This is a genomic window from Pelagibacterium sediminicola, from assembly GCF_003390885.1.
Lineage (GTDB): Bacteria > Pseudomonadota > Alphaproteobacteria > Rhizobiales > Devosiaceae > Pelagibacterium > Pelagibacterium sediminicola.
Genome location: NZ_QMEL01000003.1, coordinates 64,489 through 90,064, shown reverse-complemented (window position 1 = coordinate 90,064; position 25,576 = coordinate 64,489). Strand labels below are relative to the sequence as shown.

At 62.4% G+C, this 25,576-nt stretch carries 25 protein-coding genes; 3 read left to right on the top strand and 22 right to left on the bottom strand.

The window, feature by feature from the left end; genetic code table 11:
• Positions 1 to 87 precede the first annotated feature (87 nt).
• The 20 genes from DQG18_RS06675 to gyrA all read right to left on the bottom strand — a co-directional run bounded on the left by DQG18_RS06675 (position 88) and on the right by gyrA (position 20,602).
• Entirely contained in the window at positions 88 to 525 is a 438-nt protein-coding gene (locus DQG18_RS06675; protein ID WP_116653476.1) for a type II toxin-antitoxin system RatA family toxin, read from the bottom strand.
• Positions 525 to 1,484, bottom strand: a complete 960-nt coding sequence (gene lipA / locus DQG18_RS06670; RefSeq protein WP_116653475.1) for a lipoyl synthase — start codon at positions 1,482 to 1,484, stop codon at positions 525 to 527. The genes DQG18_RS06675 and lipA overlap by 1 nt, the downstream gene beginning before the upstream one ends.
• 83 nt (positions 1,485 to 1,567) lie before the next feature.
• The gene (locus tag DQG18_RS06665) at positions 1,568 to 1,819 is read right to left on the bottom strand and encodes a GlsB/YeaQ/YmgE family stress response membrane protein (RefSeq protein WP_116653474.1); all 252 of its coding nucleotides are present in this window, start codon (positions 1,817 to 1,819) and stop codon (positions 1,568 to 1,570) included.
• Positions 1,820 to 1,891: 72 nt separating this feature from the next.
• Positions 1,892 to 3,331 (bottom strand): dihydrolipoyl dehydrogenase, encoded by a 1,440-nt coding sequence (gene lpdA / locus DQG18_RS06660; RefSeq protein ID WP_116653473.1) that lies wholly within the window; start codon positions 3,329 to 3,331, stop codon positions 1,892 to 1,894.
• A gap of 222 nt (positions 3,332 to 3,553) precedes the next feature.
• Positions 3,554 to 4,198 carry an SGNH/GDSL hydrolase family protein gene (locus DQG18_RS06655; protein ID WP_116653472.1) on the bottom strand — a complete coding sequence of 215 codons (645 nt, stop codon included), beginning with the start codon at positions 4,196 to 4,198 and terminating at the stop codon, positions 3,554 to 3,556.
• On the bottom strand, positions 4,195 to 5,520 hold the full coding sequence (locus tag DQG18_RS06650) for a pyruvate dehydrogenase complex dihydrolipoamide acetyltransferase (protein WP_116653471.1): 1,326 nt from the start codon (positions 5,518 to 5,520) through the stop codon (positions 4,195 to 4,197). The genes DQG18_RS06655 and DQG18_RS06650 overlap by 4 nt, the downstream gene beginning before the upstream one ends.
• 11 nt (positions 5,521 to 5,531) lie before the next feature.
• The gene (locus DQG18_RS06645) at positions 5,532 to 6,899 is read right to left on the bottom strand and encodes a pyruvate dehydrogenase complex E1 component subunit beta (protein WP_425454219.1); all 1,368 of its coding nucleotides are present in this window, start codon (positions 6,897 to 6,899) and stop codon (positions 5,532 to 5,534) included.
• Positions 6,900 to 6,995: 96 nt separating this feature from the next.
• Positions 6,996 to 8,015, bottom strand: a complete 1,020-nt coding sequence (gene pdhA, locus DQG18_RS06640) for a pyruvate dehydrogenase (acetyl-transferring) E1 component subunit alpha (protein ID WP_116653469.1) — start codon at positions 8,013 to 8,015, stop codon at positions 6,996 to 6,998.
• Positions 8,016 to 8,221: 206 nt separating this feature from the next.
• A complete protein-coding gene (locus DQG18_RS06635) occupies positions 8,222 to 8,539 on the bottom strand; it encodes an FtsB family cell division protein (protein ID WP_116653468.1) in 318 nt (105 codons plus the stop codon).
• A 245-nt stretch (positions 8,540 to 8,784) separates the two neighbouring features.
• Positions 8,785 to 10,059, bottom strand: a complete 1,275-nt coding sequence (eno, locus tag DQG18_RS06630; protein WP_116653467.1) for a phosphopyruvate hydratase — start codon at positions 10,057 to 10,059, stop codon at positions 8,785 to 8,787.
• 196 nt (positions 10,060 to 10,255) lie between these two features.
• Entirely contained in the window at positions 10,256 to 10,621 is a 366-nt protein-coding gene (locus DQG18_RS06625; RefSeq protein ID WP_116653466.1) for a PRC-barrel domain-containing protein, read from the bottom strand.
• A gap of 218 nt (positions 10,622 to 10,839) precedes the next feature.
• The gene (map, locus tag DQG18_RS06620; protein ID WP_116653465.1) at positions 10,840 to 11,595 is read right to left on the bottom strand and encodes a type I methionyl aminopeptidase; all 756 of its coding nucleotides are present in this window, start codon (positions 11,593 to 11,595) and stop codon (positions 10,840 to 10,842) included.
• Complete coding sequence (gene pgi / locus DQG18_RS06615; RefSeq protein ID WP_116653464.1) at positions 11,592 to 13,238, bottom strand: glucose-6-phosphate isomerase; 1,647 nt, start codon at positions 13,236 to 13,238, stop codon at positions 11,592 to 11,594. The genes map and pgi overlap by 4 nt, the downstream gene beginning before the upstream one ends.
• A gap of 11 nt (positions 13,239 to 13,249) precedes the next feature.
• On the bottom strand, positions 13,250 to 14,383 hold the full coding sequence (tgt, locus tag DQG18_RS06610) for a tRNA guanosine(34) transglycosylase Tgt (protein ID WP_116653463.1): 1,134 nt from the start codon (positions 14,381 to 14,383) through the stop codon (positions 13,250 to 13,252).
• Positions 14,383 to 15,453 (bottom strand): tRNA preQ1(34) S-adenosylmethionine ribosyltransferase-isomerase QueA, encoded by a 1,071-nt coding sequence (gene queA, locus DQG18_RS06605; RefSeq protein ID WP_116653462.1) that lies wholly within the window; start codon positions 15,451 to 15,453, stop codon positions 14,383 to 14,385. Before queA ends, tgt begins: the two co-directional genes overlap by 1 nt.
• A 153-nt stretch (positions 15,454 to 15,606) precedes the next feature.
• On the bottom strand, positions 15,607 to 16,083 hold the full coding sequence (locus DQG18_RS06600) for a peptidylprolyl isomerase (protein ID WP_116653461.1): 477 nt from the start codon (positions 16,081 to 16,083) through the stop codon (positions 15,607 to 15,609).
• A gap of 19 nt (positions 16,084 to 16,102) precedes the next feature.
• Positions 16,103 to 16,720 (bottom strand): peptidylprolyl isomerase, encoded by a 618-nt coding sequence (locus tag DQG18_RS06595; RefSeq protein ID WP_116653460.1) that lies wholly within the window; start codon positions 16,718 to 16,720, stop codon positions 16,103 to 16,105.
• Positions 16,720 to 17,208 (bottom strand): pantetheine-phosphate adenylyltransferase, encoded by a 489-nt coding sequence (gene coaD, locus DQG18_RS06590; protein ID WP_116653772.1) that lies wholly within the window; start codon positions 17,206 to 17,208, stop codon positions 16,720 to 16,722. The genes DQG18_RS06595 and coaD overlap by 1 nt, the downstream gene beginning before the upstream one ends.
• 13 nt (positions 17,209 to 17,221) lie before the next feature.
• Positions 17,222 to 17,842, bottom strand: coding sequence for a LysE family translocator (locus DQG18_RS06585; RefSeq protein WP_116653459.1), 621 nt, complete (start codon positions 17,840 to 17,842; stop codon positions 17,222 to 17,224).
• 63 nt (positions 17,843 to 17,905) lie between these two features.
• Positions 17,906 to 20,602: a DNA gyrase subunit A gene (gene gyrA, locus DQG18_RS06580; RefSeq protein WP_116653771.1), complete on the bottom strand. Its 2,697-nt coding sequence runs from the start codon at positions 20,600 to 20,602 to the stop codon at positions 17,906 to 17,908.
• A 286-nt stretch (positions 20,603 to 20,888) separates the two neighbouring features.
• Here gyrA and DQG18_RS06575 point away from each other — a divergent pair, with 286 nt between their 5' ends.
• From DQG18_RS06575 to DQG18_RS06565, 3 genes are all read left to right on the top strand, one after another.
• Positions 20,889 to 22,079, top strand: coding sequence for an MFS transporter (locus tag DQG18_RS06575; protein WP_116653458.1), 1,191 nt, complete (start codon positions 20,889 to 20,891; stop codon positions 22,077 to 22,079).
• Between the two features lie 64 nt (positions 22,080 to 22,143).
• Entirely contained in the window at positions 22,144 to 22,599 is a 456-nt protein-coding gene (locus tag DQG18_RS06570) for a host attachment family protein (protein ID WP_116653457.1), read from the top strand.
• A gap of 5 nt (positions 22,600 to 22,604) precedes the next feature.
• Positions 22,605 to 23,546, top strand: coding sequence for a YihY/virulence factor BrkB family protein (locus tag DQG18_RS06565; RefSeq protein ID WP_116653456.1), 942 nt, complete (start codon positions 22,605 to 22,607; stop codon positions 23,544 to 23,546).
• Positions 23,547 to 23,573: 27 nt separating this feature from the next.
• On the opposite strand, the gene DQG18_RS06560 is transcribed toward DQG18_RS06565, so the two are convergent.
• Positions 23,574 to 24,260 carry an ABC transporter ATP-binding protein gene (locus DQG18_RS06560; protein ID WP_116653455.1) on the bottom strand — a complete coding sequence of 229 codons (687 nt, stop codon included), beginning with the start codon at positions 24,258 to 24,260 and terminating at the stop codon, positions 23,574 to 23,576.
• A complete protein-coding gene (locus DQG18_RS06555; protein WP_116653770.1) occupies positions 24,253 to 25,557 on the bottom strand; it encodes an ABC transporter permease in 1,305 nt (434 codons plus the stop codon). The genes DQG18_RS06560 and DQG18_RS06555 overlap by 8 nt, the downstream gene beginning before the upstream one ends.
• Between the last annotated feature and the right edge of the window lie 19 nt (positions 25,558 to 25,576).

The following is a 25,576-nucleotide window of genomic DNA, read 5'->3' as shown; positions in this document are numbered from 1 at the left end:
CGGGGTCCATGCTTTACCATCCATAGGGGTCGAGAGTCCGCTCTGGGTCCCGGCGTTCGCCGGGACAGCGATAGAGGAGAGAGCGCCCTATCCATAACGCCGCCCCGCCTCGACAACGAACGCATCGATGATCTCTTCCTGCTTTGCGGCAAACGCCGGCTCGGCCACCGACCGGATCAGAACGTTGGCTATGCGGAAATCGATGTCGAAACGGATTTTTGCCCCCTCGCCCGCCGGCTCGAAGCGCCATACGCTATGGAGGTGGCTGAACGGCCCGTCGATCGCATTGGCGGTAAGGGTCATCGCTTCGCGGTTCACCTCGATGCGGCTGGTATAGGCCTGTGCGATCGGCCCGAACCGGATGTGCATGCGCGCATCGAACTGCGTATCGGGCGCAATTGCATCGCGCTTCACCTCCATGCGTTCGCAATGGGGGATGAAACGGGGATAGGTTTCGACATCGGCTACAAGGGCAAGCATCCGGGCCGGGCTGTGCGGCACGGTGCGCTCAAACGAAAGCCGCATCAGGCGATGCCGGCCCTGGCCTGTCTCGCGGCGCGAAGCTTTGCGAAATCCTCGCCCGCGTGGTGCGAGGACCGCGTCAGCGGGCTCGACGATACCAGGAGGAACCCCTTGGTCTTTGCGATGGTCGCATAAGACTTGAATTCCTCCGGCGTCACGAACTTTTCCACCTTGTGGTGCTTGCGCGTCGGCTGGAGGTACTGGCCGATGGTCATGAAATCCACATCCGCCACGCGCAAATCGTCCATCAACTGCAACACTTCGTTGCGCGTTTCCCCGAGCCCCACCATGATGCCCGACTTCGTGAACATCTGCGGGTCGAGTTCCTTGACCCGTTGCAGCAGCCGGATCGAGTGGAAGTAGCGCGCGCCGGGCCGGACTGTCAGGTATTTGGAGGGCACCGTTTCAAGGTTGTGGTTGAAAACGTCCGGCTTTGCCGCAACCACGATCTCGAGCGCTCCTTCCTTGCGCAGGAAGTCCGGTGTCAGGATCTCGATGGTCGTCCTGGGGTTCCGCGCGCGGATCGCGTGGATCACATCGGCAAAATGCTGCGCGCCGCCGTCCGGCAGGTCGTCGCGGTCCACCGACGTGATGACCACGTGTTGAAGGCCGAGCTTTTCCACGGCCTTGGCGGTGTTTTCCGGCTCCAGCGGATCGAGCGCGGTCGGCAGCCCGGTGCGCACGTTGCAGAACGCGCAGGCGCGGGTGCAGATTTCACCCATGATCATGAAGGTTGCGTGCTTCTTGGACCAGCATTCCCCGATATTGGGACAGCCCGCTTCCTCGCAGACCGTCACCAGCCCATGCGCACGCACGATCTCCTGGGTCTCGCGATAGACCGGGGAGCCCGGCGCCTTGACCCGGATCCAGTCGGGCTTGCGCAGCATTTCGGTGTCGGGCCTGTTGGCCTTTTCAGGGTGCCTGACCTGCGTCCGGCTCGTGGTGTCGAGAAGCGTTACCATGGTGTCCCGCTGGGGTCCTTGTCATGAAGCGGATGCCACACCGGATCGATTGGCGTGGCATCCTTTAGTCTGCCTGGTATGCGCTAGGCGCGTCCGCGTACGGCGCGCACGATCGCTATGAGGATCACCGCCCCGATCACGCCTGCGATCAGGTTGCCGATCCACCCGGCAAACGAGATGCCGACAATCGACAGCAGGGCATTGGCGACGATGGCGCCGAGAATGCCCAGGATGATATTGAGCCACAAATTGGTATTGGCTCCGGTAATTGCCTGGGCGATCCATCCGGCAAGTCCGCCGATGATGATTGCCCCGATCCAGCCTACACCTTCCATGCTTCTCTCCGTTGTGTACGTGACACAGACCAGTTGCGATGGCGACCTGATGTATGGCCGACCGCCACCGCCCTAAATGTTGAGCGCCTGGCCGTAGGCGTCAAGTACGCTCTCTTTCATAGTTTCCGAGAGGGTGGGGTGCGGGAAGATGGTGTGCATCAGCTCTTCCTCGGTGGTCTCGAGGTTCATTGCCACCACAAAGCCTTGAATCAGTTCGGTAACTTCCGCTCCGATCATGTGCGCGCCGAGCAGTTCGCCCGTCTTCTTGTCGAAAATGGTCTTGACCAGCCCGTCCGGCTCGCCAAGCGCGATCGCCTTGCCGTTCCCCACGAACGGGAAGCGGCCGACGCGAATCTCGCGCCCCGATTCTTTTGCCTTGGCCTCGGTCAGCCCCACGCTCGCCACCTGCGGCTCGCAATAGGTGCAGCCAGGGATCTTGAGCTTGTCCAGCCCGTGCACCGCCTTGCCCGCGATGGTCTCGACCGCGAGCACCGCCTCGTGCTCGGCCTTGTGGGCGAGCATCGGGGGCCCGGCCACGTCGCCGATGGCCCAGATGCCGTCCACATTGGTGCGGCCGTGACCGTCGACGACAATAACGCCCCGGTCGATCTTGACCCCAATCTTTTCGAGCCCGAGATTTTCCGAATTGGCCTGTACGCCGACCGCCGAGATCAGCACATCGGCCTTGATCTCCTTTTTCTCGCCAGCCTTGAGTTCGGCATGGGCGACAATCCCGTCCTTGGTCTTGTCGACCTTTGCGACCTTAGCGTCGGTCAGGATGGTCATCCCGCGCTTTTCAAACCGCTTGCGCGCCAGCCCGGCAATTTCGGCGTCTTCGACCGGCATGATCTGCGGCAGCAGTTCGATCACCGTCACGTCCGCGCCCAGCGAACGATAGAAAGATGCAAACTCGATCCCGATGGCGCCCGATCCCATAACGGCTACCGATTTGGGCATCTTGGCCGGTTTCAGCGCCTCGAAATAGGTCCAGATCTTGTCGCCGTCCGGTTCGATCCCCGGCAGCACGCGCGGGCGCGCGCCGGTGGCCACGATGATGTTTTTCGCCTTGTAGGTGCCCTCGCCCAGCGCGCCCTTGGGCACCGGCCCCTGCGGCTCGACGATCTTTTTCTGCGTCGGGGCAACCTTGATCTCACCGGGCTTGGTGATCGTTGCCTCGCCCCAGATGATATCGACCTTGTTCTTCTTCATGAGAAACTGGACGCCATTGTTCATCTGCGCGGCGATGCCGCGCGAACGCTTGACGATCCCGTCGAGATCGAACCCGAACTTGTCCGCCGTCAGCCCGAAATCCTTGGCGTGGTTCATATGGCCGTAGATTTCCGCCGACCGCAGCAGCGCCTTGGTCGGAATACAGCCCCAGTTCGAGCAGATGCCCGCCATGTGCTCACGCTCGACGATGGCGGCCTTGAGCCCAAGCTGGCTGGCGCGAATGGCCGCGATATACCCGCCGGGTCCCGCGCCGATCACGATAATATCGTACTGATCCGCCATTGGTTTTACCTCTTTCGTTCGGGCGCTGAAGCCCCTTGCATTTCATTTCGTCCGGCGCGCGCCGCCTCACCCCTCCCCGGCCCTCCCCATCAAGGGGAGGGTGCTAGGGAGCGAAGGCGACGGCCAGTGGCACGATCCAACACCTCCCCCCTTGTGGGGGAGGTTGGGAGGGGGGATCGGCTAAGCCGAGCCGGATTGTACGAAACTGTGCGGGTCACTTTGCTAAATCTCCAGCAGTTCCCGAACCACCGGCGCCAGCGCTTCACCGATCGCCCGCGTGTTGGCCGCATCCAGATGAACCCCGTCCAGCGGATCGGCCGCAGCCACCGTCGCCGCGTCGAAAAACGTAACGCCGGTCTCATCGGCGTGCCGCCGGTAGTGGCGGGCGAAATCCCGGGACTCACGCAAAAGATCGTCCACCGCGCCAAAATAGCCCGGCATGATCTCATCACTGGTTTCGACCGCATGCGGCGGTGAAACGAGGAGAATTTGCGGCACCGTCTCACCCGCACCGGCAAAATGACCGCGCACGATCTCTATGAGCCGCCGCGCGCCACGCGCGGCAAACGCCGCCGTTCCGGCGATGCAAGGCTTGAGGTCATTGGTCCCCAGCATCACGATCACCAGATCGAGTGGGGAATGGCTGGCCAGCAGGGTCGGCAATATCCGTGCGCCATTCCGGTCCGCATTGGCGACCCAATCGTCATACGCTGTCGTTCGTCCGCCCAGCCCTTCCGCGATCACCCTCGCCCTGCCCTCCAGCGCCTTTTCCAGCACACTCGGCCAGCGATCCTCGAAGGGATGCCGGCCGCCCGCCGGATCGGTGCCATAGGTCAGGCTGTCGCCATAGGCGAGGACGGTTTTCATGCCAGCATCATCACCGGGGTTTCAATGAGCGTCTTGAAGGCTCCGAGCGCTTCCGCCCCCAGCGCGCCGTCCACCGAACGGTGGTCGCACGAGAGCGTCACCGTCATGAACGTGCCCGTGCGGACCTCGCCCTTTTCGACGTAAACGCGCTCTTCGCCTGCCCCGACCGCAAGGATCGTGCCGTGCGGCGGGTTGATGACCGCGTCGAAATGCTTGATGCCGTACATGCCCAGATTGGACACCGCGCTCGAGCCGCCCTGATATTCGTGGGGCGCGAGCTTCTTGTTGCGCGCGCGGACTGCAAGGTCTTTCACTTCTTCAGAAATCTTCCGCAAGCTCTTGGTATCGCAAGACTTTACGACCGGAGTAAACAGCCCGCCGGGCACCGCGACCGCCACGGCCACGTCCGAGCGGTGATGATAAAGGATCGCGTCCCCCGCCCACGTCGCGTTGGCCTGCGGCACCTGCTGCAGCGCCAGCGCCCAGGCTTTCATGATGAAATCGTTGACCGAAAGCTTGTAGGCGGGTTTGCCGTCCTTGTCCTTGGGGGCGGCCGCATTGATGTTCTCGCGCGCCTTCATCAGATCGTCGATGCGGCAATCGAGCGTCAGGTAGAAATGCGGCACGGTCTGCTTGGATTCGGTAAGGCGCGCGGCAACCGTCTTGCGCATGCCATCGGCGGGCACGAGATCGTATGTGCCTTCCTCGTACATTGCGACGACCTGCTCGCGGCCCAGCCCCTTGGCCAGCGCTGCGCCTGCTGCCGGTGCGGCAGCCGCCCTGGGCGCAACGCCCTCTTTTTTCGCCTTTTCGATGTCGGCCTTGACCACCCGTCCCTTGGGACCGGTGCCGGCAACGGCGGCAATATCGATCCCCGCTTCTTTCGCCATTCTGCGGGCGAGCGGGGAAGCGAACACGCGCTGGCCCTCCTGGCGCCGGGGAGCGGCGGCCGGTTGCGGTGCCGGTTCCGCCTTGGGTGCGGGAGCCTCGGCCTTCGACTCGTCATCCTTTTTGGGTTCAGGCTGGGGTGCGGGTGCGCTTTCCGCCGCGCTCACATCGCCGATGCTGTCCGCGCTCTCGCCCTCTTCGAGCAGAACCGCGATCACGGCGTTGACCTTGACGTTCTCGGCGCCCTCGGCGACGAGGATCTTGCCGATGGTCCCCTCATCGACCGCCTCGACTTCCATCGTGGCCTTGTCGGTCTCGATCTCGGCGATGACGTCGCCCGCGGAAACGCTGTCGCCTTCCTTGACGTGCCATTTGGCCAGCGTGCCCTCCTCCATGGTGGGCGACAGGGCGGGCATTGTGATGTTGATGGGCATCCTCGCCTCCCTTAGCTGCGGTAGGTCACGGCGTTGACCGCCGCGATCACCTCATCGACGCTGGGCAGCGCCATTTTTTCAAGATTGGCCGCGTAGGGCATCGGAACGTCCTTGCCCGTCACCCGCGTTACCGGCGCATCCAGATAATCGAAGGCATGCTCCATCATCTGCGCGGCGATTTCCGCGCCGATGCCGCCCTGCGGCCAGCCTTCCTCGACGGTCACGAGCCGCCCGGTCTTCTTGACCGATTCGACGATCGTGCCGACATCCATGGGCCGCAGCGTCCGAAGGTCGATCAGTTCCACATCGACCCCCGCCGCGACCAGCTTCTCGGTTGCCTGCGTTGCATAGCGCATGCCGATCGAGAACGAGACGATGGTCACGTCCCTGCCCTCGCGCGCGATGCGCGCCTTGCCGATGGGCAGGACGAAATCGTCCATCTCGGGCACTTCGCCGGTGCTGCCGTAAAGAATTTCGTTTTCGAGAAACACCACCGGGTTTTTCGAGCGGATCGCCGCCTTCAAAAGCCCCTTGGCGTCCGCCGCCGTATAGGGCGCGATGACGATCAGCCCCGGCACGTGGGAGTACCACGCTGAAAAATCCTGGCTGTGCTGCGCGCCAACCCGCGCCGCCGCCCCGTTCGGGCCACGGAACACCATCGGCGCGGAGACCTGCCCGCCCGACATGTAAAGCTGCTTGGCGGCCGAGTTGATGATCTGGTCCATGGCCTGCATGCCGAAATTCCAGGTCATGAACTCGACGATCGGCTTCAATCCCGCAAACGCCGCGCCGATGCCCAGCCCCGCAAAACCGTGCTCGGTAATGGGCGTATCGACGACCCGCTCGGGTCCGAATTCCTGCAACAGCCCCTGCGTGACCTTGTAGGCGCCCTGATACTCGGCGACTTCCTCGCCCATCACGAACACGTCCTTGTCGGCCCGCATTTCCTCGGCCATCGCATCACGCAGCGCCTCGCGGACCGAGATAGTCACCATCTCGGCCCCCTCGGGGATATCGGGGTCGCTCGCCGGCGTGAACTGCGGTGCAGCGGGTGCGGCATCGGACTTCGAGGAAACCGTGGGCTGGCTCGCGGCATCAATTGCCGCATCCGGGCCGGGCTGCTCGCTTTCCTTGGGCGCGTCTTCCTGCGCCGGGGCGGGGCTCGATGCCTCCTCACCCTCTACCAGAAGCTGGGCAATGGGGGCGTTGACCTTCACCCCCTCGGTGCCTTCGGCAACCAGCAGCTTGCCGATGGTGCCTTCATCGACGGCTTCGACTTCCATCGTCGCCTTGTCTGTCTCGATCTCGGCGATCACGTCACCGGGGCCGACCTTGTCGCCTTCCTTGACGAGCCATTTGGCGAGTGTGCCTTCTTCCATGGTAGGCGAGAGGGCGGGCATCAGAATATCGGGCATTGAAACGCTCCGGTTAAGAGCCGAAAAACAAAACGGGGTGAAGCTGAGGGGCCGCGCCGCTCATTGCTCCACCAGAACATCGGTCCACAGTTCGGACGCATCGGGCTCAGGATCTCTGGTCGCGAAATCGGCGGCCTTGGTGACGATGGCCCGCACGTCCTTTTCGATCTCCTTGAGCTCGTCCTCGGACGCATACCCCAATTCGACGATGCGCTTGCGCACCTGCTCGATCGGGTCGCGCTCGGTCCGCATCGTGGTCACTTCGTCCTTGGAGCGGTATTTCGCCGGGTCGGACATGGAGTGGCCGCGATAGCGGTAGGTCAGCATTTCAAGGATATAGGGGCCCTTGCCCGAGCGCGCGTGCTCGATGGCGCGTTGTGCCGCCTCGAACACCATGCGCACGTCCATCCCGTCCACCTGCTCGCCGGGAATGCCGAAGCTCAGCCCGCGCTGGGAAAGATCGGTGGTCGCGGCAGCGCGCTCCAGAGAGGTGCCCATCGCGTACTTGTTGTTCTCGATGATATAGACCACCGGCAGGCTCCAGAGCTTGGCCATGTTGAAGCTCTCATAGACCTGCCCCTGATTGGCCGCGCCATCCCCGAAATAGGTCAGGGAAACCGTGTCCTCGCCCCGGTACTTGGCCGCGAATGCCAGCCCGGTCCCCAGCGGCACCTGCGCGCCCACGATGCCGTTGCCGCCGTAAAAACGGTGCTCGGTCGAGAACATGTGCATCGAGCCGCCCTTGCCTTTGGAAAGGCCGCCCTGGCGTCCGGTCAGCTCGGCCATCACCGCATCGGGGTCGAGGTCCATGACCAGCATGTGCCCGTGATCGCGATAGCCGGTGATCTGGGCGTCCTCGCCCTTTTTCGAGGCCATCGTGATGCCGGTCACCACGGCTTCCTGCCCGATATAAAGGTGGCAGAAGCCCCCGATCAGGCCCATGCCGTACATCTGGCCAGCCTTTTCCTCGAAGCGCCGGATAAGCAGCATTTCGCGGAACGCGTGCAGTTCCTGGTCCTTGGTGAATTCGGGGGCGTTGGACTTTGCCCTGGCCTTGGTGGCTGTCGCCTTTCGCGCCATGCGGACATCTCCAGTCAGAATGGAAGGGTCCCGTCACCGTGAGGTGCGCGGAGCATTGTTTGGGTGGTTAGCACATTATCCCGGCCAAGGTCACGGCAAAAGCGGCAGGTCCGCGCCGAACTTGCGCTTAATACGCTGAATTTCCTACGAAAAGTACAAATAACTGAAAATCAGTTCATTTCAATAATGAACCGAAAACAAGTTATCTACCCTTCTTCCGGCACGACAAGAATGCGATCGGGCTGCACAAGCCCGAGCATGGCGCCCGCCCGCTCCGTCAGGATGTCGGGATCGAGCCGCTGCGGATCGAAAAGCGCGATCCGGTGCTTATAGGCGTCGATCTCGATCTGAAAAGCCGCCTGCCGCGCCTTGAGCACGGCGATCTCGTCGAGCATGTCCTTCTGGCTCTCGATCCCGAACGCGCCCGTGAACACGTGATAGCCGAGATAGCCAAGAAACCCGACCAACCCCACGGTCGTGCCGAGTTTCAAAAGGATTGAAGGACGCTTGACGCGGGTTGGCATGAAAAACGCCGCCGACTCGATGGTGATACCTGCCCCGCACTATCGGGCAACGGGCTTAAGGAGTGGTTGCCACGCGGGGCAGCACGAGGCGTTTTCACAAACCACCCTTGTGCCCACGCCCCACGCCATCGCTTCTCCGGCGAAAGCCGGAGTCCATCGATCCTTCAACGCGGGAAGTGGGCGCGGCGATGGTCCCCGGCTTTCGCCGGGGAAGCGACGAGGTGTGGCGAGGCCGAAAGTACCTCTTATCCTCTCAGGATCGAGCGTCCCGCATACCGCCCGGACGACCCCAGATATTCCTCTATGCGGATGAGCTGGTTGTACTTGGCCAACCGGTCAGAGCGCGCCAGCGAGCCGGTCTTGATCTGCCCGCAATTGAGCGCGACCGCGAGGTCGGCGATGGTCGAATCCTCGGTCTCCCCCGAACGGTGCGACATGACCGATGTATAGGACGCCTTATGCGCCGTCTCGACGGCTTCCAGCGTCTCGGAAAGCGAGCCGATCTGGTTGACCTTCACGAGAATGGAGTTGGCGACGCCCATCCGGATGCCCGAGGAGAGCCGCTCGGTGTTGGTAACGAAAAGATCATCGCCCACCAGTTGCACCTTATCCCCGATAGTCTCGGTCAGCGCCTTCCAGCCGTCCCAGTCGTCTTCGGCCATGCCGTCCTCGATCGAGATAATGGGGAAGCGCGCGGTCAGGTCCTCGAGATATTTCACCATTTCGTCCGGGCCGAGTACCCTGCCCTCGCCCTTGAGGTTGTACTTGCCGTCCGCGAAAAATTCCGTCGAGGCGCAATCGAGCGCGAGGTAGACGTCTTCGCCCGGCTTGTAGCCGGCCTTTTCGATGGACGTCATGATGAAGCCCAGCGCATCCTCGGTCGAATTGAGGTTCGGGGCAAAGCCGCCCTCGTCGCCCACATTGGTGTTGTGCCCCTCGGCAGCCAGCCCCTTCTTGAGCGTATGGAAGATTTCCGTGCCGATCCGCACCGCGTCGGAAAGCGAATCCGCGCCGACCGGCATCACCATGAATTCCTGGATGTCGATGGGGTTGTCGGCGTGCTCGCCGCCATTGATGATGTTCATCATCGGCACGGGCAGCAGGCGCGCGTTGGGGCCGCCCAGATATTTCCACAGCGGCAGCGCCGAGGAATCGGCAGCGGCCTTGGCGACGGCAAGAGAAACGCCCAGGATCGCGTTGGCACCCAGCTTGCCCTTGTTGTGGGTGCCGTCGAGGTCGATCATGGCGCGGTCGATGGCGATCTGGTCGAGGGCGTCCATGCCCTCGATTTCCGCCGCGATCGCGGTGTTGACGTTCTCGACCGCATTGAGCACGCCCTTACCCATATAGGCCTGCCCGCCGTCGCGAAGCTCAACCGCCTCATGCGCACCGGTCGAAGCGCCCGAAGGCACGGCGGCGCGGCCGAAGCTGCCGTCATCGAGAACGACATCGACTTCGACGGTTGGATTGCCGCGGCTGTCGAAAATCTGACGGCCGATGACATCTACGATTGCAGACATTGAAAAGCCCTTCATGCTGGAGGCGGGAGGTCGATACGTCTTCTATTCAACCCCGTGTTCAGAAGGAAGGGCTTAAGCGACAAAAACATTGCGGACGAGTGCCTGCCCTGCCGCCCGCGGCTGTTTCAACATGGGCCCCGGCTCGAGGCCGGGGCAGCGAAGGGCGTGAGGGCGATTCAGCCAAAACCCGAAACACTCAGTGCCAATACGGTTCGACCTTGTAATAGTCGTACGCCTCCTGACGGGCATTGTAGCCATCGTCGCGCGTCAGGTCCTTGATACTGTTCGCCGGGGCAGCTTCCAGTTCCGCGCGCGAGTAGGGCACGACATACCCGCCCGTATCCTTGGAATAGTCGAGCGCCGCCCAGGGCAGCGGGTGGAATTTCTCGCCCATGCCGAGAAACCCGCCGAACCCGACGACTGCGAACATGATCGTATTATCGGTCTTGTCCAGCATGAGGTCCTCGACCTTGCCGATCTTTTCCCCGTCGAGATTGTAAACGTCGGTGCCGATCGCGCGCGAGGCGGGAATGGCGATGGTATGTCCGGATGCTGTGGGCATGAGCCTGTCTCCTTGGTTGATTGCGCCGCTCGCGGCTTGCCTCATCAACGGCTGGAAATAGCTCTTGTTCCGCCCTTCCCTTCTTGTCCCCGTCCCGCCAAGCCCGCTTATCCTGAAACGTTGCCCGGCCACCGAAACAGGACGAAATTCATGGAACCCGCAAATTTATAACTGAACGAATTGAACGAAAATCGTTTTTTCGTTCAATCAAGACCTTCCTAAGCCGCCAGCGTCACGACAACCGCGCCCCGGCGCGTCGCCACCACCGTATGCTCATACTGGACGCATAGTGCAGCAGGCACGGCAACCAGCGTCCAGGGATCGTCCATTGCCTTTTCCTGCGCCATCTTCCCGCCCAGCGAAAGGAACGGCTCAACGGTGAAGACCAGTCCGTCCGCGATGCGGCGACGTTCGGAACGGTCCGGCCAGGTGGGAATCTCGCCCGGCTCGTCATGCAGGCTGTAGCCGATGCCATGGCTGGCAAGGTTGCGGATCAGCGTATAACCGTTGGTGCCCGCGAACTTGCCGATGGCCTGCCCGATATCGGCCAGATTGCCGCCTGCCTTCACCGCGCGGATGCCGGCCCACATGGCCTTCTTGCCGTCCCGGCAGAGCTTTTCGATCTCCCTTGTCCCGGGCGGCACGATGTAGGAGGCGCCGGTATCGGCGAAAAGCCCGTCCTTTTCGGCCGAAACGTCGATATTGACGAGGTCCCCCGCCGCGATCACCCGGTCGCCCGGAATGCCGTGCGCGATTTCCTCGTTGACCGAAATACAAGTGGCGCCGGGGAAATCATAGGTGACCTCGGGCGCCGAGCGCGCGCCGTTATCGTCCAGCACCTTGCGCCCGATATCGTCGAGCTCGCGCGTCGTCATGCCCGGCTCGAGCGCAGCGGCCATGGCGTCGCGGGCAATAGCGCAGATGCGACCGATAGCCTTGAGGCGTTCGAGTTCTTCCTCGGTGGTGACAGTCAAGTCCGGCCTTTCAATGCGTGAAAATGCGCCAGCAGCCCCTCGGTGGAACTGTCGTGCTCCTTGCCCCCGGCCTGTCCTTCGACCTCGGGCAGCAGAGCCTTGGCAAGCTGCTTGCCCAGTTCCACCCCCCACTGGTCGAAGGAGTTGATGTTCCAGATCACGCCCTGGACGAACACCTTGTGCTCATAGAGCGCCACCAGCTTGCCCAGCGTTGCTGGATCGAGTTGGCTGTAAAGTATGGTGTTGGAGGGCCGGTTGCCCGGGAACACCTTATGCGGCACCAGCGCCTTGATCTGCGATTTGGTCAGCCCGGTGCCCTTGAGTTCGGCCAGCACCTCGTCTTCGGTCTTGCCCAGCATCAGGGCTTCGGACTGCGCCAGACAATTGGCCACCAGTTTTGCATGGTGGGGCGGCAGGTTTTCGTGCGGGTTCGCCGCGAGGAGGAAATCGCAAGGGACGACGCTCGTGCCCTGATGGATCAACTGGTAAAAGGCGTGCTGGCCGTTGGTGCCCGGCTCGCCCCAGATGACCGGCCCCGTATCCCACGGCACGGCCTTGCCGTTGAGCGTCACCGATTTGCCGTTCGATTCCATGTCCTGCTGTTGCAGATAGGCCGGAAAGCGCGAAAGCCGCTGGTCGTAGGGCAGCACCGCATGGGACGCAAAGCCCCAGACATTGCGATACCACACCCCGATCAACGCCATGATGACCGGCAGGTTCTCTTCCAGCGGCGCGGTGCGGAAATGAGCGTCCATTTCCCCTGCCCCGCGCAGGAAAGCCTCGAAATTGGAGTAGCCCACGGCAATGGCCACCGGAAGCCCGATCGCCGACCACACCGAATAGCGCCCGCCGACCCAGTCCCAGAACCCGAAGATCCGGTCCTCGCTGATGCCGAAACTCTGGCATCCTTCGATGTTGGTCGAAACCGCAGTAAAATGCGAGTTGACCGCTTCTTCCCCCAACGCCCCGGCCACCCACTGGCGCGCCGAATGGGCATTGGTCATGGTTTCGTCGGTGGTAAAAGTCTTGGAGGCGACGATGAACAGCGTTCGTGCCGGATCGAGCCCCTTGAGCGTATCGGAAATATGCGCGCCATCCACATTGGAAACGTAATGGGCGCGCAGGTCGGGCCGCATATAGGGTTCGAGCGCCAGCGTCACCATCGCCGGCCCGAGATCGGAACCGCCGATGCCGATATTGACGATATCGGTGAACTGATCGCCCCTGCTCCCTCGGATTTCGCCATTGCGGATCGCATCGGAAAACCGGCGGATACGGTCCAGTACGTCCCGCACGCCCGGCATGACGTCCGTGCCGTCGACCATAACGGGATCGTCCCCAAAATGGCGCAGAGCCATATGCAGCACGGCGCGGTTCTCGGTGACATTTATTGCCTCGCCCGCCCACATGGCGTCGCGCTTTTCCTCGACACCGGCCACCCGCGCCAGATCGAACAGGGCGTCCATCGCCGGGGCATCGACCCGGTTCTTGGAATAATCGAGCAGGATGTCGCCAAACCGCGCCGAGAACGCCGAAAAGCGCGCCGGATCGTCCGCGAACATCTCGCGCATCGTCGTGCCCGAAATGCGCTTTTTATGTCTGGAAAGTTCGGAAAATTCTGTCTTGCGGGCTTTGTTGGACATCGGAATATCCTTTAATCCAGCGCGGGCAGGTCCCCTCGGGCCCATCCCTCACGGATCGCTGCGCAGTATGATGCGAAAGTCGTATTCTCAATCGCATTTCGCATGCCCTCCATCAACTCCTGATAATAGGAAAGGTTGATCTGGGAGAGGATCATTGCGCCCAGGATTTCCTCACAGCGCACCAGATGATGGAGATAAGCGCGCGAAAAACGCCGCGCCGTCGGGTTGGGCGAGGTCTCGTCCAGCGGACGCGGATCGTCCTTGTGGCGGGCGTTCTTCAAATTGACGACGCCGAACCGCGTATAGGCATGCCCGTGCCGTCCGGCGCGGGTGGGGTGCACGCAATCGAACATGTCGATGCCGCGCTCGACCGCGCCGAGCAGATCGTCGGGCTTGCCCACCCCCATCAGATAGCGCGGCTTGTCTGTGGGAAGCTGGGGCGTTATCTCCTCGATCACCTTGAACATCACGTCCTGCGGCTCGCCGACCGCCAGCCCGCCCACAGAATAACCGTGAAAGCCGATATCGGTGAGCCCCCTTGCCGAACGTGCACGCAATTCGGGATTATCCCCCCCTTGGACGATCCCGAACAACGCCCTGCCCCTGGCATCATCGAACGCCTTTTTGGAGCGCTCCGCCCAGCGGATGGAGAGTTCCATCGCCCGCTCCAGTTCCTCATACCCGGCAGGAAGCCCCACGCATTCATCAAGCTGCATGATGATGTCGGAATCGAGTAACTTCTGGATCTCGATCGAGCGTTCGGGCGTAAGGTCGTGGCTCGACCCGTCGATGTGGGATCTGAAGGTCACCCCGTTTTCATCGAGCTTGCGCAGCTTGGCGAGACTCATCACCTGAAACCCGCCGGAATCGGTGAGGATCGGGCGCTGCCAGTCCATGAAATCATGCAACCCCCCGAGCCGGGCAACGCGCTCCGCGCCGGGACGCAGCATCAGGTGATAGGTGTTGCCCAAGAGAACATCGGCGCCCGTTTCGCGCACCTGTTCGGGATAGAGCGCCTTGACCGTTCCGGCCGTGCCCACCGGCATGAAAGCGGGCGTGCGGATGTCGCCGCGCGGCGTATCGATCCGCCCCCGGCGGGCCATGCTGTCGGTCTTTAAAAGCGTAAAGCTGAAATGGTCAGTCATCACCCGGCCCGGAACAGCAGCGAGGAGTCGCCATAGGAGTAAAAGCGGTATTGGTTGTCGATGGCGTGCTTATAGGCTTTGCGCATGGTCTCCAAGCCGGAAAAGGCCGAAACCAGCATGAAGAGCGTCGAACGCGGCAGGTGAAAATTGGTCATCAGCACGTCGACGACGCGGAAGCGGAAGCCGGGTGTAATGAAAATATCGGTTTCCCCGGTGAAGGGCTGGAGTTCACCGTTCGCCCGCGCCGCGCTTTCAAGCAGTCGCAGGCTGGTCGTGCCGACCGCGATCACCCGGCCGCCGCTGGCCCTGGCCGCAACGATGCGCGCAACCGTTTCGGCGGAAACCTCGCCCCACTCAGCGTGCATCTTGTGGTCGTCGGTATCGTCCGCCTTCATCGGCAGGAACGTCCCCGCCCCAACGTGGAGCGTTACCCGTTCGATGGCGACGCCGCTGGCCTCCAGCCGCTCCAGCAATTCGGGCGTAAAATGCAGCCCCGCCGTGGGCGCCGCGACCGCGCCGTCGTGCTTTGCATAAACGGTCTGGTAATCGGCCTTGTCCCGCTCCTCGATATCGCGCTTCAATCCGATATAGGGCGGCAGCGGCATCGCCCCGCGCGCCTTGATCGCCTCGTCCAGCACGGCATCGGAAAAATCGAACGCCAGCGTCACCTGCCCGTCCTCGACCGCTTTTACCGTCGCAGACAGCTCATCGAGCATGCAGACTTCGGAGGTCTCGCCAAAATGCACCCGGTCGCCGGGCCTCAGCCGCTTCGCCGGCCGCGCAAACGCCAGCCACATGTTCCCGTTCACTCGCTTGTGGAGGTTGAACGAGACATGGGCAACATGCTCCCCTCGATGCCGCGCGCCCCAGAGTTCAGCGGGAATGACTCGCGTGTCGTTGACGACCAGAACATCATTGGGACGGAGAATTTCGGCGAGATCGGTGACGACCCGATCTGAAAGTACGCCATCCGGGCCGACCACGAGCATCCTGGCGCTGTCACGCGGGTTCACCGGATACAGCGCGATCCGGTCCTCGGGCAAATCGAAATCGAACAGATCGACCTTCATGGGGTTTATAATGACCCGCCACCCCTCCATTGTCATTCCGGGATTTATTCCCGGAACCCAGCGCGATCCCGCCGTAAGCCCGGAGTTCTGGGCGAAGCCTTCTCTGGCCCCCGGGAATAAATCCCGGGGTGACAATAGTGGGATAGATAGGCCCTACGCCACGTCCGCCGCAACGCGCATGGTGATGATCTTGTCGGGGTTGCGGACCGGTTCGCCGCGTTCGAGCTGGTCAATCACGTCCATGCCCTCGATCACCTTGCCGAATACCGAATACTGGCCGTTGAGCCAGGGCGCGTCGGTAAAGCAGATGAAGAACTGGGAGTTGGCCGAATTGGGATTGGCCGAGCGGGCGGCCGAAACCGTGCCGCGCACATGCTTTTCGGTAGAGAATTCGGCGGCAAGATCGGGCTTGTCCGATCCACCCGTGCCATTGCCCTTGGGGCACCCCACCTGCGCCATGAAATCCTCGATTACGCGGTGAAAGACGATCCCGTCATAAAAATTCTCCCGCGCCAGTTCCTTGATGCGCGCGGCATGGTTGGGAGCAATGTCGGGACGCAGTTCGATGACGACCGTTCCCTTGCTCGTTTCCATGACGATCGTGTTTTCCGGGTCCTTGATGTCGGCCATGAGGCTTTCCTTGTTCTGGTTATTCCGGTTGGGCAATGCGCAGCGAGATCATGGCATCCGGGTTCTGGACCGTGCCATTGCTCCGCACGTCACCCTGCTTGATGGCATCGATATGATCCATGCCGGAGATGACGTTGCCAAAGAGCGTGTATTGCCCGTTGAGATGGGGCGAATCCGCGGTGACGATGAAGAATTGCGAATTGGCGGAATCGGGATTCGCCGAACGGGCCATGCCCACCGTGCCGCGGGTAAAGTTGGTATTGGTGAACTCGGCTTCAAGGTCCGGCAGGTCCGAACCGCCCATTCCCGTCCCCTGCGGATCGCCGGTCTGGGCCATGAAACCGGGGATGACGCGATGGAAGACGATCCCGTCGTAAAAGCCCGAATTGGCCAGTTCGATGATGCGCTCGACGTGCCTGGGGGCAAGATCGCGCCGCAGCGCGATCTCGACTTCCCCAGTGGCAAGCGTCAGCGTTGCAACCGGCGCATCCGCCGGAATGCCGGACACCACCGGCCCCGGCGCTTCCACACGCCACGGGGTGTGGGGCAAGGCGGCCATGACCCCGAACAGCGCGACGAAAGCGAGGACCAGCACGCCGATCTTGCGGCTGGTCTGCCCTGGAGCGTTCGCAGACATTATTTCCCCAACGCTTTGAGAACGGTACGTGGAACGAACGGGGTCACGTCCCCGCCCATCTCGGCGATCTGGCGCACCAGCGTCGCTGAGATATGCCGAACATAGGGGCTCGAGGGGACGAACACCGTCTGCACCTCAGGCGCCATCTGGGCGTTCATGCCTACCATCTGCATTTCATAATTGTAGTCGGTCGTGTCGCGCAGCCCCCGGATGACGATGGTCGCACCGAGCCGTTGGGCTGCCTGCACCATGAGCCCGTCGAACTCCGTGATTTCAACAGCAACGCCGTGGCGCTGCGCGATCGGCGCGGCGACCTCTCCGAGCAATTGCCTGCGAGCTTCGGCTGACAGATAGGGCGACTTGGCTGCATGGACGCCGATGGCGACGATCAGCTTGTCCACCAGCTTGCAGGCCCGTTCGATCACATCGATATGCCCGTTGGTCACGGGGTCGAACGAGCCGGGGTAGAATCCGATGCGCTGTGTCATGGCAGCGGTTTTGTCATGCCCGCCGCGCGAGTGCAAGCCAGATACCGCCGCCGATGAGCATCGCGCCGGATACGCGGCTGACCAGCCTCACCCGTGCCGCCGTGATCCAGTGCCGCGCGCGTCCGGCGAGAACGGCATAAACGGAATCGCTCAATGTGGTGACGATCATGAACAACACGCCCAGCAGCACGATCTGCGGCAGGGCCGCACCCGAACCCACCACGAATTGCGGCAGGAAGGCCCCAAAGAACAGCAAAGCCTTGGGGTTGGCCCAGATGACGAAGAACCCCTGCGCGACATAACCGCGCAAGGATCGGTGCTTTTCGGCCTCCATCTGCTCGATCTCGCCGTGCGAACGCAGCATCTTGAAACCGAGCCAAACGAGATAGGCTGCCCCGGCCAGCTTGATGATATCGAACGCCCAGCCCATGAAGCTCATCACCGCCTCGAGCCCGAACGCGACCACGAGGATCATGGTGATGAGCCCGATCTGCGTACCAAGAATGATGGCCAGCCCGGCCAGCGTTCCGCGCGAAAGCGCGCTGGCGATGATCACCGTGACGGTCGGGCCCGGCACCACGGCGATAAAGAACGCAGCCGTCACGAATGCGACGAGAGAGGCGGCATCGGGCATCGGACGATCTCCGGAAATTGACGCGGCCGTGCCCCCCTGCCGGCGGGCAGGAGGTCACATGGCTTATTCGTCGGCGGGCGGCTCGCCTTCTTCGCCGTCCAACTCGTCTTCGCCGTTCTCAGGCTCGGTGATTCGCTCGACCGAGACGACTTTTTCGTCTTCGGCCGTGTGGAAAACCCGCACGCCCTTGGATGCGCGGCTCGTGAAGCGGATGCCCTCGACCGGAACGCGGATCAATTGTCCCCCGTCCGAAACCAGCATCAACTCATCCATTTCCTCCACCGGGAAGGCCGCGACGAGGCTGCCGATCTCACCGATCTTGGAGAGGTCGGTCGCCTGTATCCCCTTGCCGCCGCGATTGGAGGTGCGGAAGTCGTAGGACGAGGACATCTTGCCGAAGCCCTTTTCGCTGATCGTCAGGATGAACTGCTGGGCGGCGTCCATTTCGGCATAACGCTCGACCGAAAGCGCGGCCTCATCGGCTTCGCCCTCGCCATCGTCGGTGATAACGGTTTCGGTATCGGGCTCATCGCCCGTCGCAGCGCGCCGGTTGGCGCCGTAAAGCTTGAGGAAACTGTTGCGCTCGCCCGGCGTTGCATCGAAGTGACGCAGGATCGAAAGGGAAATGACCTCCTCGCCCTCGCCCAGCGACACGCCGCGCACCCCGGTGGAATCCCGGCCCTTGAAGACGCGCACATTGTCGATCTCGAACCGGATGGCCCGCCCCCCGGACGTTGCCAGCAGCACGTCGTCATCGTCCCGCGCCGTCTCGACGCCCACGATGCCGTCGCCTTCGTCGAGCTTCATGGCGATCTTGCCGTTCTGGCGGACCTCGACGAAATCGGAGAGCTTGTTGCGCCGGACATTGCCGCCACGGGTGGCAAAGACCACGTCGAGGCTGTCCCAGGTATCCTCGTCCTCGGGCAACGGCATGATCGAGGTGATGCGCTCGCCCTCCTCGAGCGGGAGCATGTTGATGAGCGCCTTGCCGCGCGCATTGGGCGCGGCGACCGGCAGGCGCCAGACCTTGAGCTTGTAGACGATGCCGCGCGAGGAAAAGAACAGCACCGGCGTATGCGTATTGGCAACGAATAGCCGCGCGACGAAATCCTCGTCCCGCGTCGCCATGCCCGAACGCCCCTTGCCGCCCCGGCGCTGCGCGCGATAGGTCGAAAGCGGAACGCGCTTGATGTAACCGGCGTGGGAGACGGTGACGACCATATCCTCGCGCGCGATCAGATCCTCGTCGTCGAGGTCGCCCGCGAACTCGTCGATCTGCGTCATGCGGGGCGTCGCGTACTGCGCTTTTACTTCCTCGAGTTCGGTGCGGATGATGTCCAGCACGCGCTCGCGGCTGCGCAGGATGTCGAGGTAGTCCGCGATCTGCCCGCCGAGCCCATTGAGTTCGTCCCCGATCTCGTTGCGGCCGAGCGCCGTCAGCCGCGACAGGGTAAGCGCAAGGATGGCGCGAGCCTGCTCGTCCGAAAGCCTGAACGTGCCGTCCGCGTTCACCGTATGCCGCGGATCGTCGATCAGCGCGATGAGGTCGGCCACATCCGCCGCCGGCCAGTCGCGGTCGAGCAGCTTTTCGCGTGCCGTCGCGGGATCGGGCGAGGAACGGATCAGCCGGATCACCTCGTCCACATTGTTGACGGCAACCAGAAGGCCGACCAGCACATGCGCGCGGTCGCGGGCCTTGTTGAGCAGGAAGCGTGCCCGCCGCGTCACCACCTCCTCACGGAAAATGAGGAACGCTTCGAGGATGCGCTTCAAGGACATCAGCTCGGGCTTGCCGCCATTGAGCGCGACGAAATTGCAGCCGAACGAAGTCTGCAACATCGAGAAGCGGTAAAGCTGATTGAGAACGACGTCGGCAACCGCGTCGCGTTTCAGTTCAATCACCACCCGCATGCCCTGCCGGTCGGATTCGTCACGGATGTCCGCGATGCCCTCGATACGCTTGTCGCGCACCATCTCGGCGATCTTTTCGATCATCGTCGCCTTGTTCACCTGATAGGGTATCTCGTGAACGATCAACGCCTCGCGTTCCTTGCGCACCTCCTCGATGGTGACGCGTCCGCGCATCAGAACCGAGCCCCGGCCCGTTTCATAAGCCGAGCGGATGCCGGATTTCCCGATGATTATACCCGCCGTGGGGAAATCTGGGCCCGGCATGATCTCCATGAGATCGTCGACGGTGATGTCGGCATTGTCCATCACGGCGAGCGTTGCGTCGATCACCTCGCCCAGATTGTGGCTGGGGATGTTGGTCGCCATACCAACGGCGATACCGCCGCCGCCGTTGACCAGAAGGTTGGGAAACCGGGCGGGCAGTACCGAGGGTTCGAATTCAGTGTTGTCGTAGTTGTCGCGGAAATCGACCGTATCCTTGTCGAGGTCATCGAGCAGCGTGTTCGTGACCTTTTCCATGCGCACTTCAGTATACCGCATGGCGGCGGGCATATCGCCGTCGACCGAACCGAAATTGCCCTGCCCGTCGATCAGCGTGACGCGCATGGAGAAATTCTGCGCCATGCGAACCAGAGACATATAGACCGCCGCATCGCCGTGCGGGTGGTATTTACCGATCACGTCGCCGACGACGCGTGCCGATTTGCGGTAGGGCTTGTTGTGCTCGTAGCCCTGCTCGTGCATCGAAAAGAGGATGCGCCGGTGCACGGGCTTGAGCCCGTCGCGTACGTCGGGCAGCGCGCGGCTCACGATCACGCTCATGGCGTAATCGAGATAGGATTTGCGCATTTCGTCGGTAATGGAGATCGGGGTTATATCGGTCGGGCCGATCCCGCCGGCGTCGTTTTCAGGCGTGTCTGTCACGATGCTCGTTCTGTATTATTTATACTTGGATGAGGGTGTATGCGATTCCGCCCGCAAACACCAGTTTATGCGGGCGCTGTGACGCAATAGGGGCACAGATTCCACCGAATTATTCGCCATGTCTCCATATAGGCACGATCACTCTTGCCCAAAACGTTTGGGCGCTGTTTATCTTGGCCGGTTTTCCCTCTTCCCTGAGTCTTTCCTCCCCATGTCCGGCACTGCCCCATCCGTCATGTCCGCTCGCCTTCCTTTCGGTCTGAGGACCGACCGCGTCGCGGTTTCCATCCTGTTCCTCGTCAACGGTTTCCTGATCGGAAACTGGGCACCAAAAATCCCGCTTCTGATGAACCGGCTTGAAATCGGCGAGACCGTCATGGGACTGCTGATCCTCGCCTTCGGGATCGGCTCGGTCACCATGATGCCGGTGATCGGCGCGCTGACGGCCAGATATGGCTCCGCACCGGTGCTGCGGGTCGTTTCGGTCATCGTCCTACCCATCCTGCTCATCATCACGGTTCTGCCCGAGTTATGGATGGTCGCCATAGTCGTTGTGCTGTTCGGCGGTTTCGTCGGCGGCATGGACGTGGCCATGAACGCCAACGCCGTCGCGGTCGAAAAGGCCATGGGCAAGGCCATCATGTCGTCCTGTCACGGGTTCTGGAGCCTGGGTGGGCTGATCGGCGCCGCTACCGGCGGCTTGCTGATCGGCACGCTGGGCGAGGTCGGGCACGCCATCGCCTTCACTATCGTCGCGACCATCGGCATCCTGCTCGTCCTGCCCTGGATCGTGCGTGACAACACGACCGCCGCCACGCGCGCCCAGACGCCCCTCGCGCTGCCGCGTTCGCCCCTGCCCTATCTCGTGGGCATCATGGCGCTGTTCTGCATGCTCCCCGAAGGGGTTGTGCTCGACTGGTCGGCTCATTTCCTGCAAAAGGAACTGGATGCCACCATCGAACTGGCCGCGCTCGGCTATGCCGCGTTCTCGGGCACCATGGCCATCATGCGTTTTCTGGGCGACCATATCCGCAATCGCCTCGGGGCGGTCACCACCCTGCGCATCTGCGCCGTAATCGCAATGATCGGCATGTCGCTCGGCGCCATGGCACCCACGGCGGACCTGGCCATCGCGGGTTTTGCCTTCGCCGGCATTGGCATTTCCAACATGGTGCCCATCGCCTTTTCGGCGGCGGGCAACCTCCCTGGCATCCCTCCGGGCATCGGGCTCTCGATCGTGACCGTGACGGGCTATTCGGGCATCCTGCTCGCTCCTTCGTTCATCGGATTTGCTGCCGAGCATGTGGGGTTCTCTCCGGTCATTCTCGGTGTGACGGCGCTGGTGGTCATTCCGCTCCTTCTTTCGTACCTTGGAAAATACGCCGATTTCTCCACCGACTGATCCGTCCCGGAACATCGGCGGCGGACAATGAGTTCTCAATGCGTATGGAACATGGAGACGTCTCATGCAGGACATGGATTTCCGGGTCGATAACAAGGTTTGGGTACTCGTCGCAGACGGGGAAAAGGCCCTGTTCTTCGAGAACAAGGGAACGCGGAACACCCCCGATTTCCGGGTCGTGCGCGAAATGGCGCAGGAAAACCCGGCAACCCGTGACCAGGGCACCTCGCGGCCGGGCCGCCTGAACGATCCCGGTCCGGGGCATAAGAGCGCCATCGAGCAGACCGACTGGCACCGGCTCGCTGAGGAGCGCTTTGCCAAGGATGCCGCCGAACTGCTCTACCGCTATGCGACCGACAAGCGTTACAGCCAGATCGTCTTGTGCGCCGCGCCCCGCATCCTTGGTGAGTTGCGCAAGGAACTCCATCCGATTGTCACCGACCGGGTGATCGGTGAAGTCCCCAAGACCCTGACGAACCACCCCGTTGACCAGATCGAACGCATATTGAGCGCAGGCTGACCGCGATGGCGGCCGAGGAATTCACCGCGCATAAACCGGTTGCAATCGGGTGGAGGGGATGGAAAGCCATCATCGGCCGCACCATCCGCTCCATGTCGGACAAGGACACCTCGCTGCGCTGCGCGGGGGTTGCATTCTTCGGGTTCCTCTCGATTTTCCCCGCCATTGCCATCGTGGTGCTGATGGTGGGGATTTTGGGCGATCATGACGTCCTGCGGGGTGAGTTGGCCCGCCTTTCGGCCTTCATGCCCGAAATGTCATTTTCACTGATCCTCAACCAGCTCGACTCCGTGATGAGCCAGCCCCCGTCGGGTCTGGGGATCGGGCTTGCCATGTCGATCGTCGTTGCGCTGTGGAGCGGTTCGCGCGGGGTGGATGCGCTGATCCACGCCGCCTCGGTCGCCTACCATGAAAGGACTGAGCGCAAGTTCGTGACCTCGGTTCTCCTGTCCTTTGCCGTGACGGTTCTGGGCGCCCTGTTCATGATCATCGCGCTCGGGCTCATCGCCGCCATCCCGATCATCACGCGCTTATCGCCTATCCCGGGCACCAGCGAACAGCTCGCGCTGCTGCTGCGCTGGCCGGTGCTGCTGGCTCTTTCAGTCATGGCCTTCGCCCTGCTCTACCGGTTCACGGTGAACCGCCGCGCGGCAAGGCTGCGCTGGATATGGCCCGGCGCGACGCTCGCCTCGGTGCTATGGCTCATCGCGAGCCTGCTCTTTTCCCTCTACGTCGAATATTTCGGCGAGTTCGAGGCCACCTTCGGGTCGATTGCGGCCACCGTCGTATTGCTGTTCTGGCTCTATATCTCGGCGCTCATTTTCGTTCTGGGCGCAACGTTGAACGCCGAGATCGAACTCCAGACCTCCATCGACACCACCATCGGCCCCGCCCGCCCCATCGGCAAACGCGGCGCCTATGTCGCCGACAACGTGGCGGACCGATGACTCCGGAACCAAGAACGGCCTCCGGCCTCAGAGGGTCGCGGAGGTGATGATGCCGTCTGCGATCGTCACGATCCTGTCGGCCTTGCGGGCGAGGTCATGGTTGTGGGTGGCGATGATGCAGCCGGCCTTCTGTTCATGGATCAGCTGCGAGAGGGCCGCGAAAACCTTGTCGCTCGTTGCGGGATCGAGATTGCCGGTGGGTTCGTCGGCAAGGATCAGGCTTGGCGTGTTGGCGGCGGCACGGGCGATGGCGACGCGCTGCTGCTCGCCGCCGGACAGCTCGGCCGGCCGGTGCTCGGCGCGATGGGCGATCCCCATGATGTCGAGCAGCGCCCGGCTCCGCTCATTGGCTTCGCGTATGGATCTGCCCGCGATGAGCCGGGGCATGGCGATGTTCTCAGCGGCGCTGAATTCAGGCAGCAGGTGATGAAACTGATAGACATAGCCGATCGCATGACGGCGCATCAGCGTGCGCTGGCGGTCCGAGAGGTTGGCGGTCGATTGGCCGAGGATCGAGACCTCGCCATCGCGCGGACGTTCGAGCAGGCCGCAGATATGGAGAAGCGTCGATTTGCCCGCCCCGGACGGCGCAACGAGCGCAACCAGTTCTCCCTTGGAGATGGAAAGGTCCGCGCCCTTGAGAACGTGCACCGCGCCTTCGCCGTCGCCATAGCTCTGGCGAACATCTTTTAGCTCGAGCAGGATGTCACTCATAGCGCAGCGCCTCCACGGGGTCGTATTGCGCGGCGCGCCAGGCGGGATAGAGCGTGGCAAGGAACGACAGGCCCAGCGCCATGATGAGGACCACGCTCACCTCGACCGCGTCGACACGTGACGGCAGCACCGAAAGCATGAAGACTTCGGGGGGGAAGAGCGCGATGCCGAGCAGATCCGAGATCCAGGCGCGGATGGATTCTGCGTTTATGGCCAGAACCAGCCCCAAAAGAAAACCCACGATGGTGCCGATAAAGCCGATGGCCGTGCCGGTCATGCAGAATATGCGCATGATAGAGGCCCGCGTTGCGCCCATGGTGCGCAGGATGGCAATGTCTGCGGCCTTGTCCTTGACCAGCATCACGAGGCTCGAAATGATGTTGAACGCGGCGACCAGCACGATCATCGACAAGATGACGAACATCACGACCCGCTCGACCTGAAGGGCGGAAAAGAACGTCTCGTTGCGGCGCTGCCAGTCGGTGAACAACATCGGCCGCCCGGCGGCGATCTCAAGATCGGTGCGGATGGCGCTGGTGGCGTCAGGATTGGCGAGGAAGACCTCGATTGCCGTCGCGTTATAGACGCGCTCGTAGGCAGCATCGATCTCCTCATCGGTCGCCATGATGTCCGGCTGCTCGGCCCCGTCGCGCAAGCGATCGGTATAGAGCCGGAAATATTCCTGCGCGGGCCGGATCGGCATGAAGACGAAAAAGCTGTCGAACTCCACCATGCCGACCTCGAAGATCGCATTGACCGGATAGGACCGTATCTGCGGGGTCGAGCCGAAAGGGGTCTGGATGCCGCGCGGGCTGACGATAGTGATGGCATCCCCCAGCCCAACGCCGAGCTGGGTGGCCATGCGCGTGCCGATCGCGACGCCTTCGAGATCGTCCCAGTCCTCCCAGCCGCCAAGGATGGCGCTCTGGTTCAAAAGCGGCAGCTTGGAGATGTCTTCATAGGTCATGCCGCGCACCGCGACACCGGCGGAATTGTATGGTCCGGTGGCCAGCGCCTGCCCTTCGACGAACGCTACGGCACCCACCACGCCCGGCACCTCTTCAATCCGGTCCTTGACCGCTTCGTAATCGTGGAAGACCTCCTCGATGGGAAAGGCGGTGAAATGGCCGTTGAGGCCGAGGATCTTGTTCAGGAGCTCGTCGCGAAAGCCGTTCATCACGCTCATCACGACGATGAGCGTTGCAACGCCCAGCGCGATCCCGATCATGGTCAGCGCCGAGATGACCGAAATGAACGTGTCCCTGCGCCGCGCGCGCAGATAGCGGCCCGCGACCATGCGCTCGAAGCGCGAGAAC

Excerpts from the sequence above, each read along its gene's own strand:
- DQG18_RS06675 (WP_116653476.1), bottom strand. The coding sequence starts at position 525 with ATGCGGCTTTCGTTTGAGCGCACCGTGCCGCACAGCCCGGCCCGGATG.
- lipA (WP_116653475.1), bottom strand. The coding sequence starts at position 1,484 with ATGGTAACGCTTCTCGACACCACGAGCCGGACGCAGGTCAGGCACCCT.
- DQG18_RS06665 (WP_116653474.1), bottom strand. The coding sequence starts at position 1,819 with ATGGAAGGTGTAGGCTGGATCGGGGCAATCATCATCGGCGGACTTGCC.
- lpdA (WP_116653473.1), bottom strand. The coding sequence starts at position 3,331 with ATGGCGGATCAGTACGATATTATCGTGATCGGCGCGGGACCCGGCGGG.
- DQG18_RS06655 (WP_116653472.1), bottom strand. The coding sequence starts at position 4,198 with ATGAAAACCGTCCTCGCCTATGGCGACAGCCTGACCTATGGCACCGAT.
- DQG18_RS06650 (WP_116653471.1), bottom strand. The coding sequence starts at position 5,520 with ATGCCCATCAACATCACAATGCCCGCCCTGTCGCCCACCATGGAGGAG.
- DQG18_RS06645 (WP_425454219.1), bottom strand. The coding sequence starts at position 6,899 with ATGGAAGAAGGCACACTCGCCAAATGGCTCGTCAAGGAAGGCGACAAG.
- pdhA (WP_116653469.1), bottom strand. The coding sequence starts at position 8,015 with ATGGCGCGAAAGGCGACAGCCACCAAGGCCAGGGCAAAGTCCAACGCC.
- DQG18_RS06635 (WP_116653468.1), bottom strand. The coding sequence starts at position 8,539 with ATGCCAACCCGCGTCAAGCGTCCTTCAATCCTTTTGAAACTCGGCACG.
- eno (WP_116653467.1), bottom strand. The coding sequence starts at position 10,059 with ATGTCTGCAATCGTAGATGTCATCGGCCGTCAGATTTTCGACAGCCGC.
- DQG18_RS06625 (WP_116653466.1), bottom strand. The coding sequence starts at position 10,621 with ATGCCCACAGCATCCGGACATACCATCGCCATTCCCGCCTCGCGCGCG.
- pgi (WP_116653464.1), bottom strand. The coding sequence starts at position 13,238 with ATGTCCAACAAAGCCCGCAAGACAGAATTTTCCGAACTTTCCAGACAT.
- tgt (WP_116653463.1), bottom strand. The coding sequence starts at position 14,383 with ATGACTGACCATTTCAGCTTTACGCTTTTAAAGACCGACAGCATGGCC.
- queA (WP_116653462.1), bottom strand. The coding sequence starts at position 15,453 with ATGAAGGTCGATCTGTTCGATTTCGATTTGCCCGAGGACCGGATCGCG.
- DQG18_RS06600 (WP_116653461.1), bottom strand. The coding sequence starts at position 16,083 with ATGGCCGACATCAAGGACCCGGAAAACACGATCGTCATGGAAACGAGC.
- DQG18_RS06595 (WP_116653460.1), bottom strand. The coding sequence starts at position 16,720 with ATGTCTGCGAACGCTCCAGGGCAGACCAGCCGCAAGATCGGCGTGCTG.
- coaD (WP_116653772.1), bottom strand. The coding sequence starts at position 17,208 with ATGACACAGCGCATCGGATTCTACCCCGGCTCGTTCGACCCCGTGACC.
- DQG18_RS06585 (WP_116653459.1), bottom strand. The coding sequence starts at position 17,842 with ATGCCCGATGCCGCCTCTCTCGTCGCATTCGTGACGGCTGCGTTCTTT.
- gyrA (WP_116653771.1), bottom strand. The coding sequence starts at position 20,602 with ATGCGCAAATCCTATCTCGATTACGCCATGAGCGTGATCGTGAGCCGC.
- DQG18_RS06575 (WP_116653458.1), top strand. The coding sequence starts at position 20,889 with ATGTCCGGCACTGCCCCATCCGTCATGTCCGCTCGCCTTCCTTTCGGT.
- DQG18_RS06570 (WP_116653457.1), top strand. The coding sequence starts at position 22,144 with ATGCAGGACATGGATTTCCGGGTCGATAACAAGGTTTGGGTACTCGTC.
- DQG18_RS06565 (WP_116653456.1), top strand. The coding sequence starts at position 22,605 with ATGGCGGCCGAGGAATTCACCGCGCATAAACCGGTTGCAATCGGGTGG.
- DQG18_RS06560 (WP_116653455.1), bottom strand. The coding sequence starts at position 24,260 with ATGAGTGACATCCTGCTCGAGCTAAAAGATGTTCGCCAGAGCTATGGC.
- DQG18_RS06555 (WP_116653770.1), bottom strand. The coding sequence starts at position 25,557 with ATGGTCGCGGGCCGCTATCTGCGCGCGCGGCGCAGGGACACGTTCATT.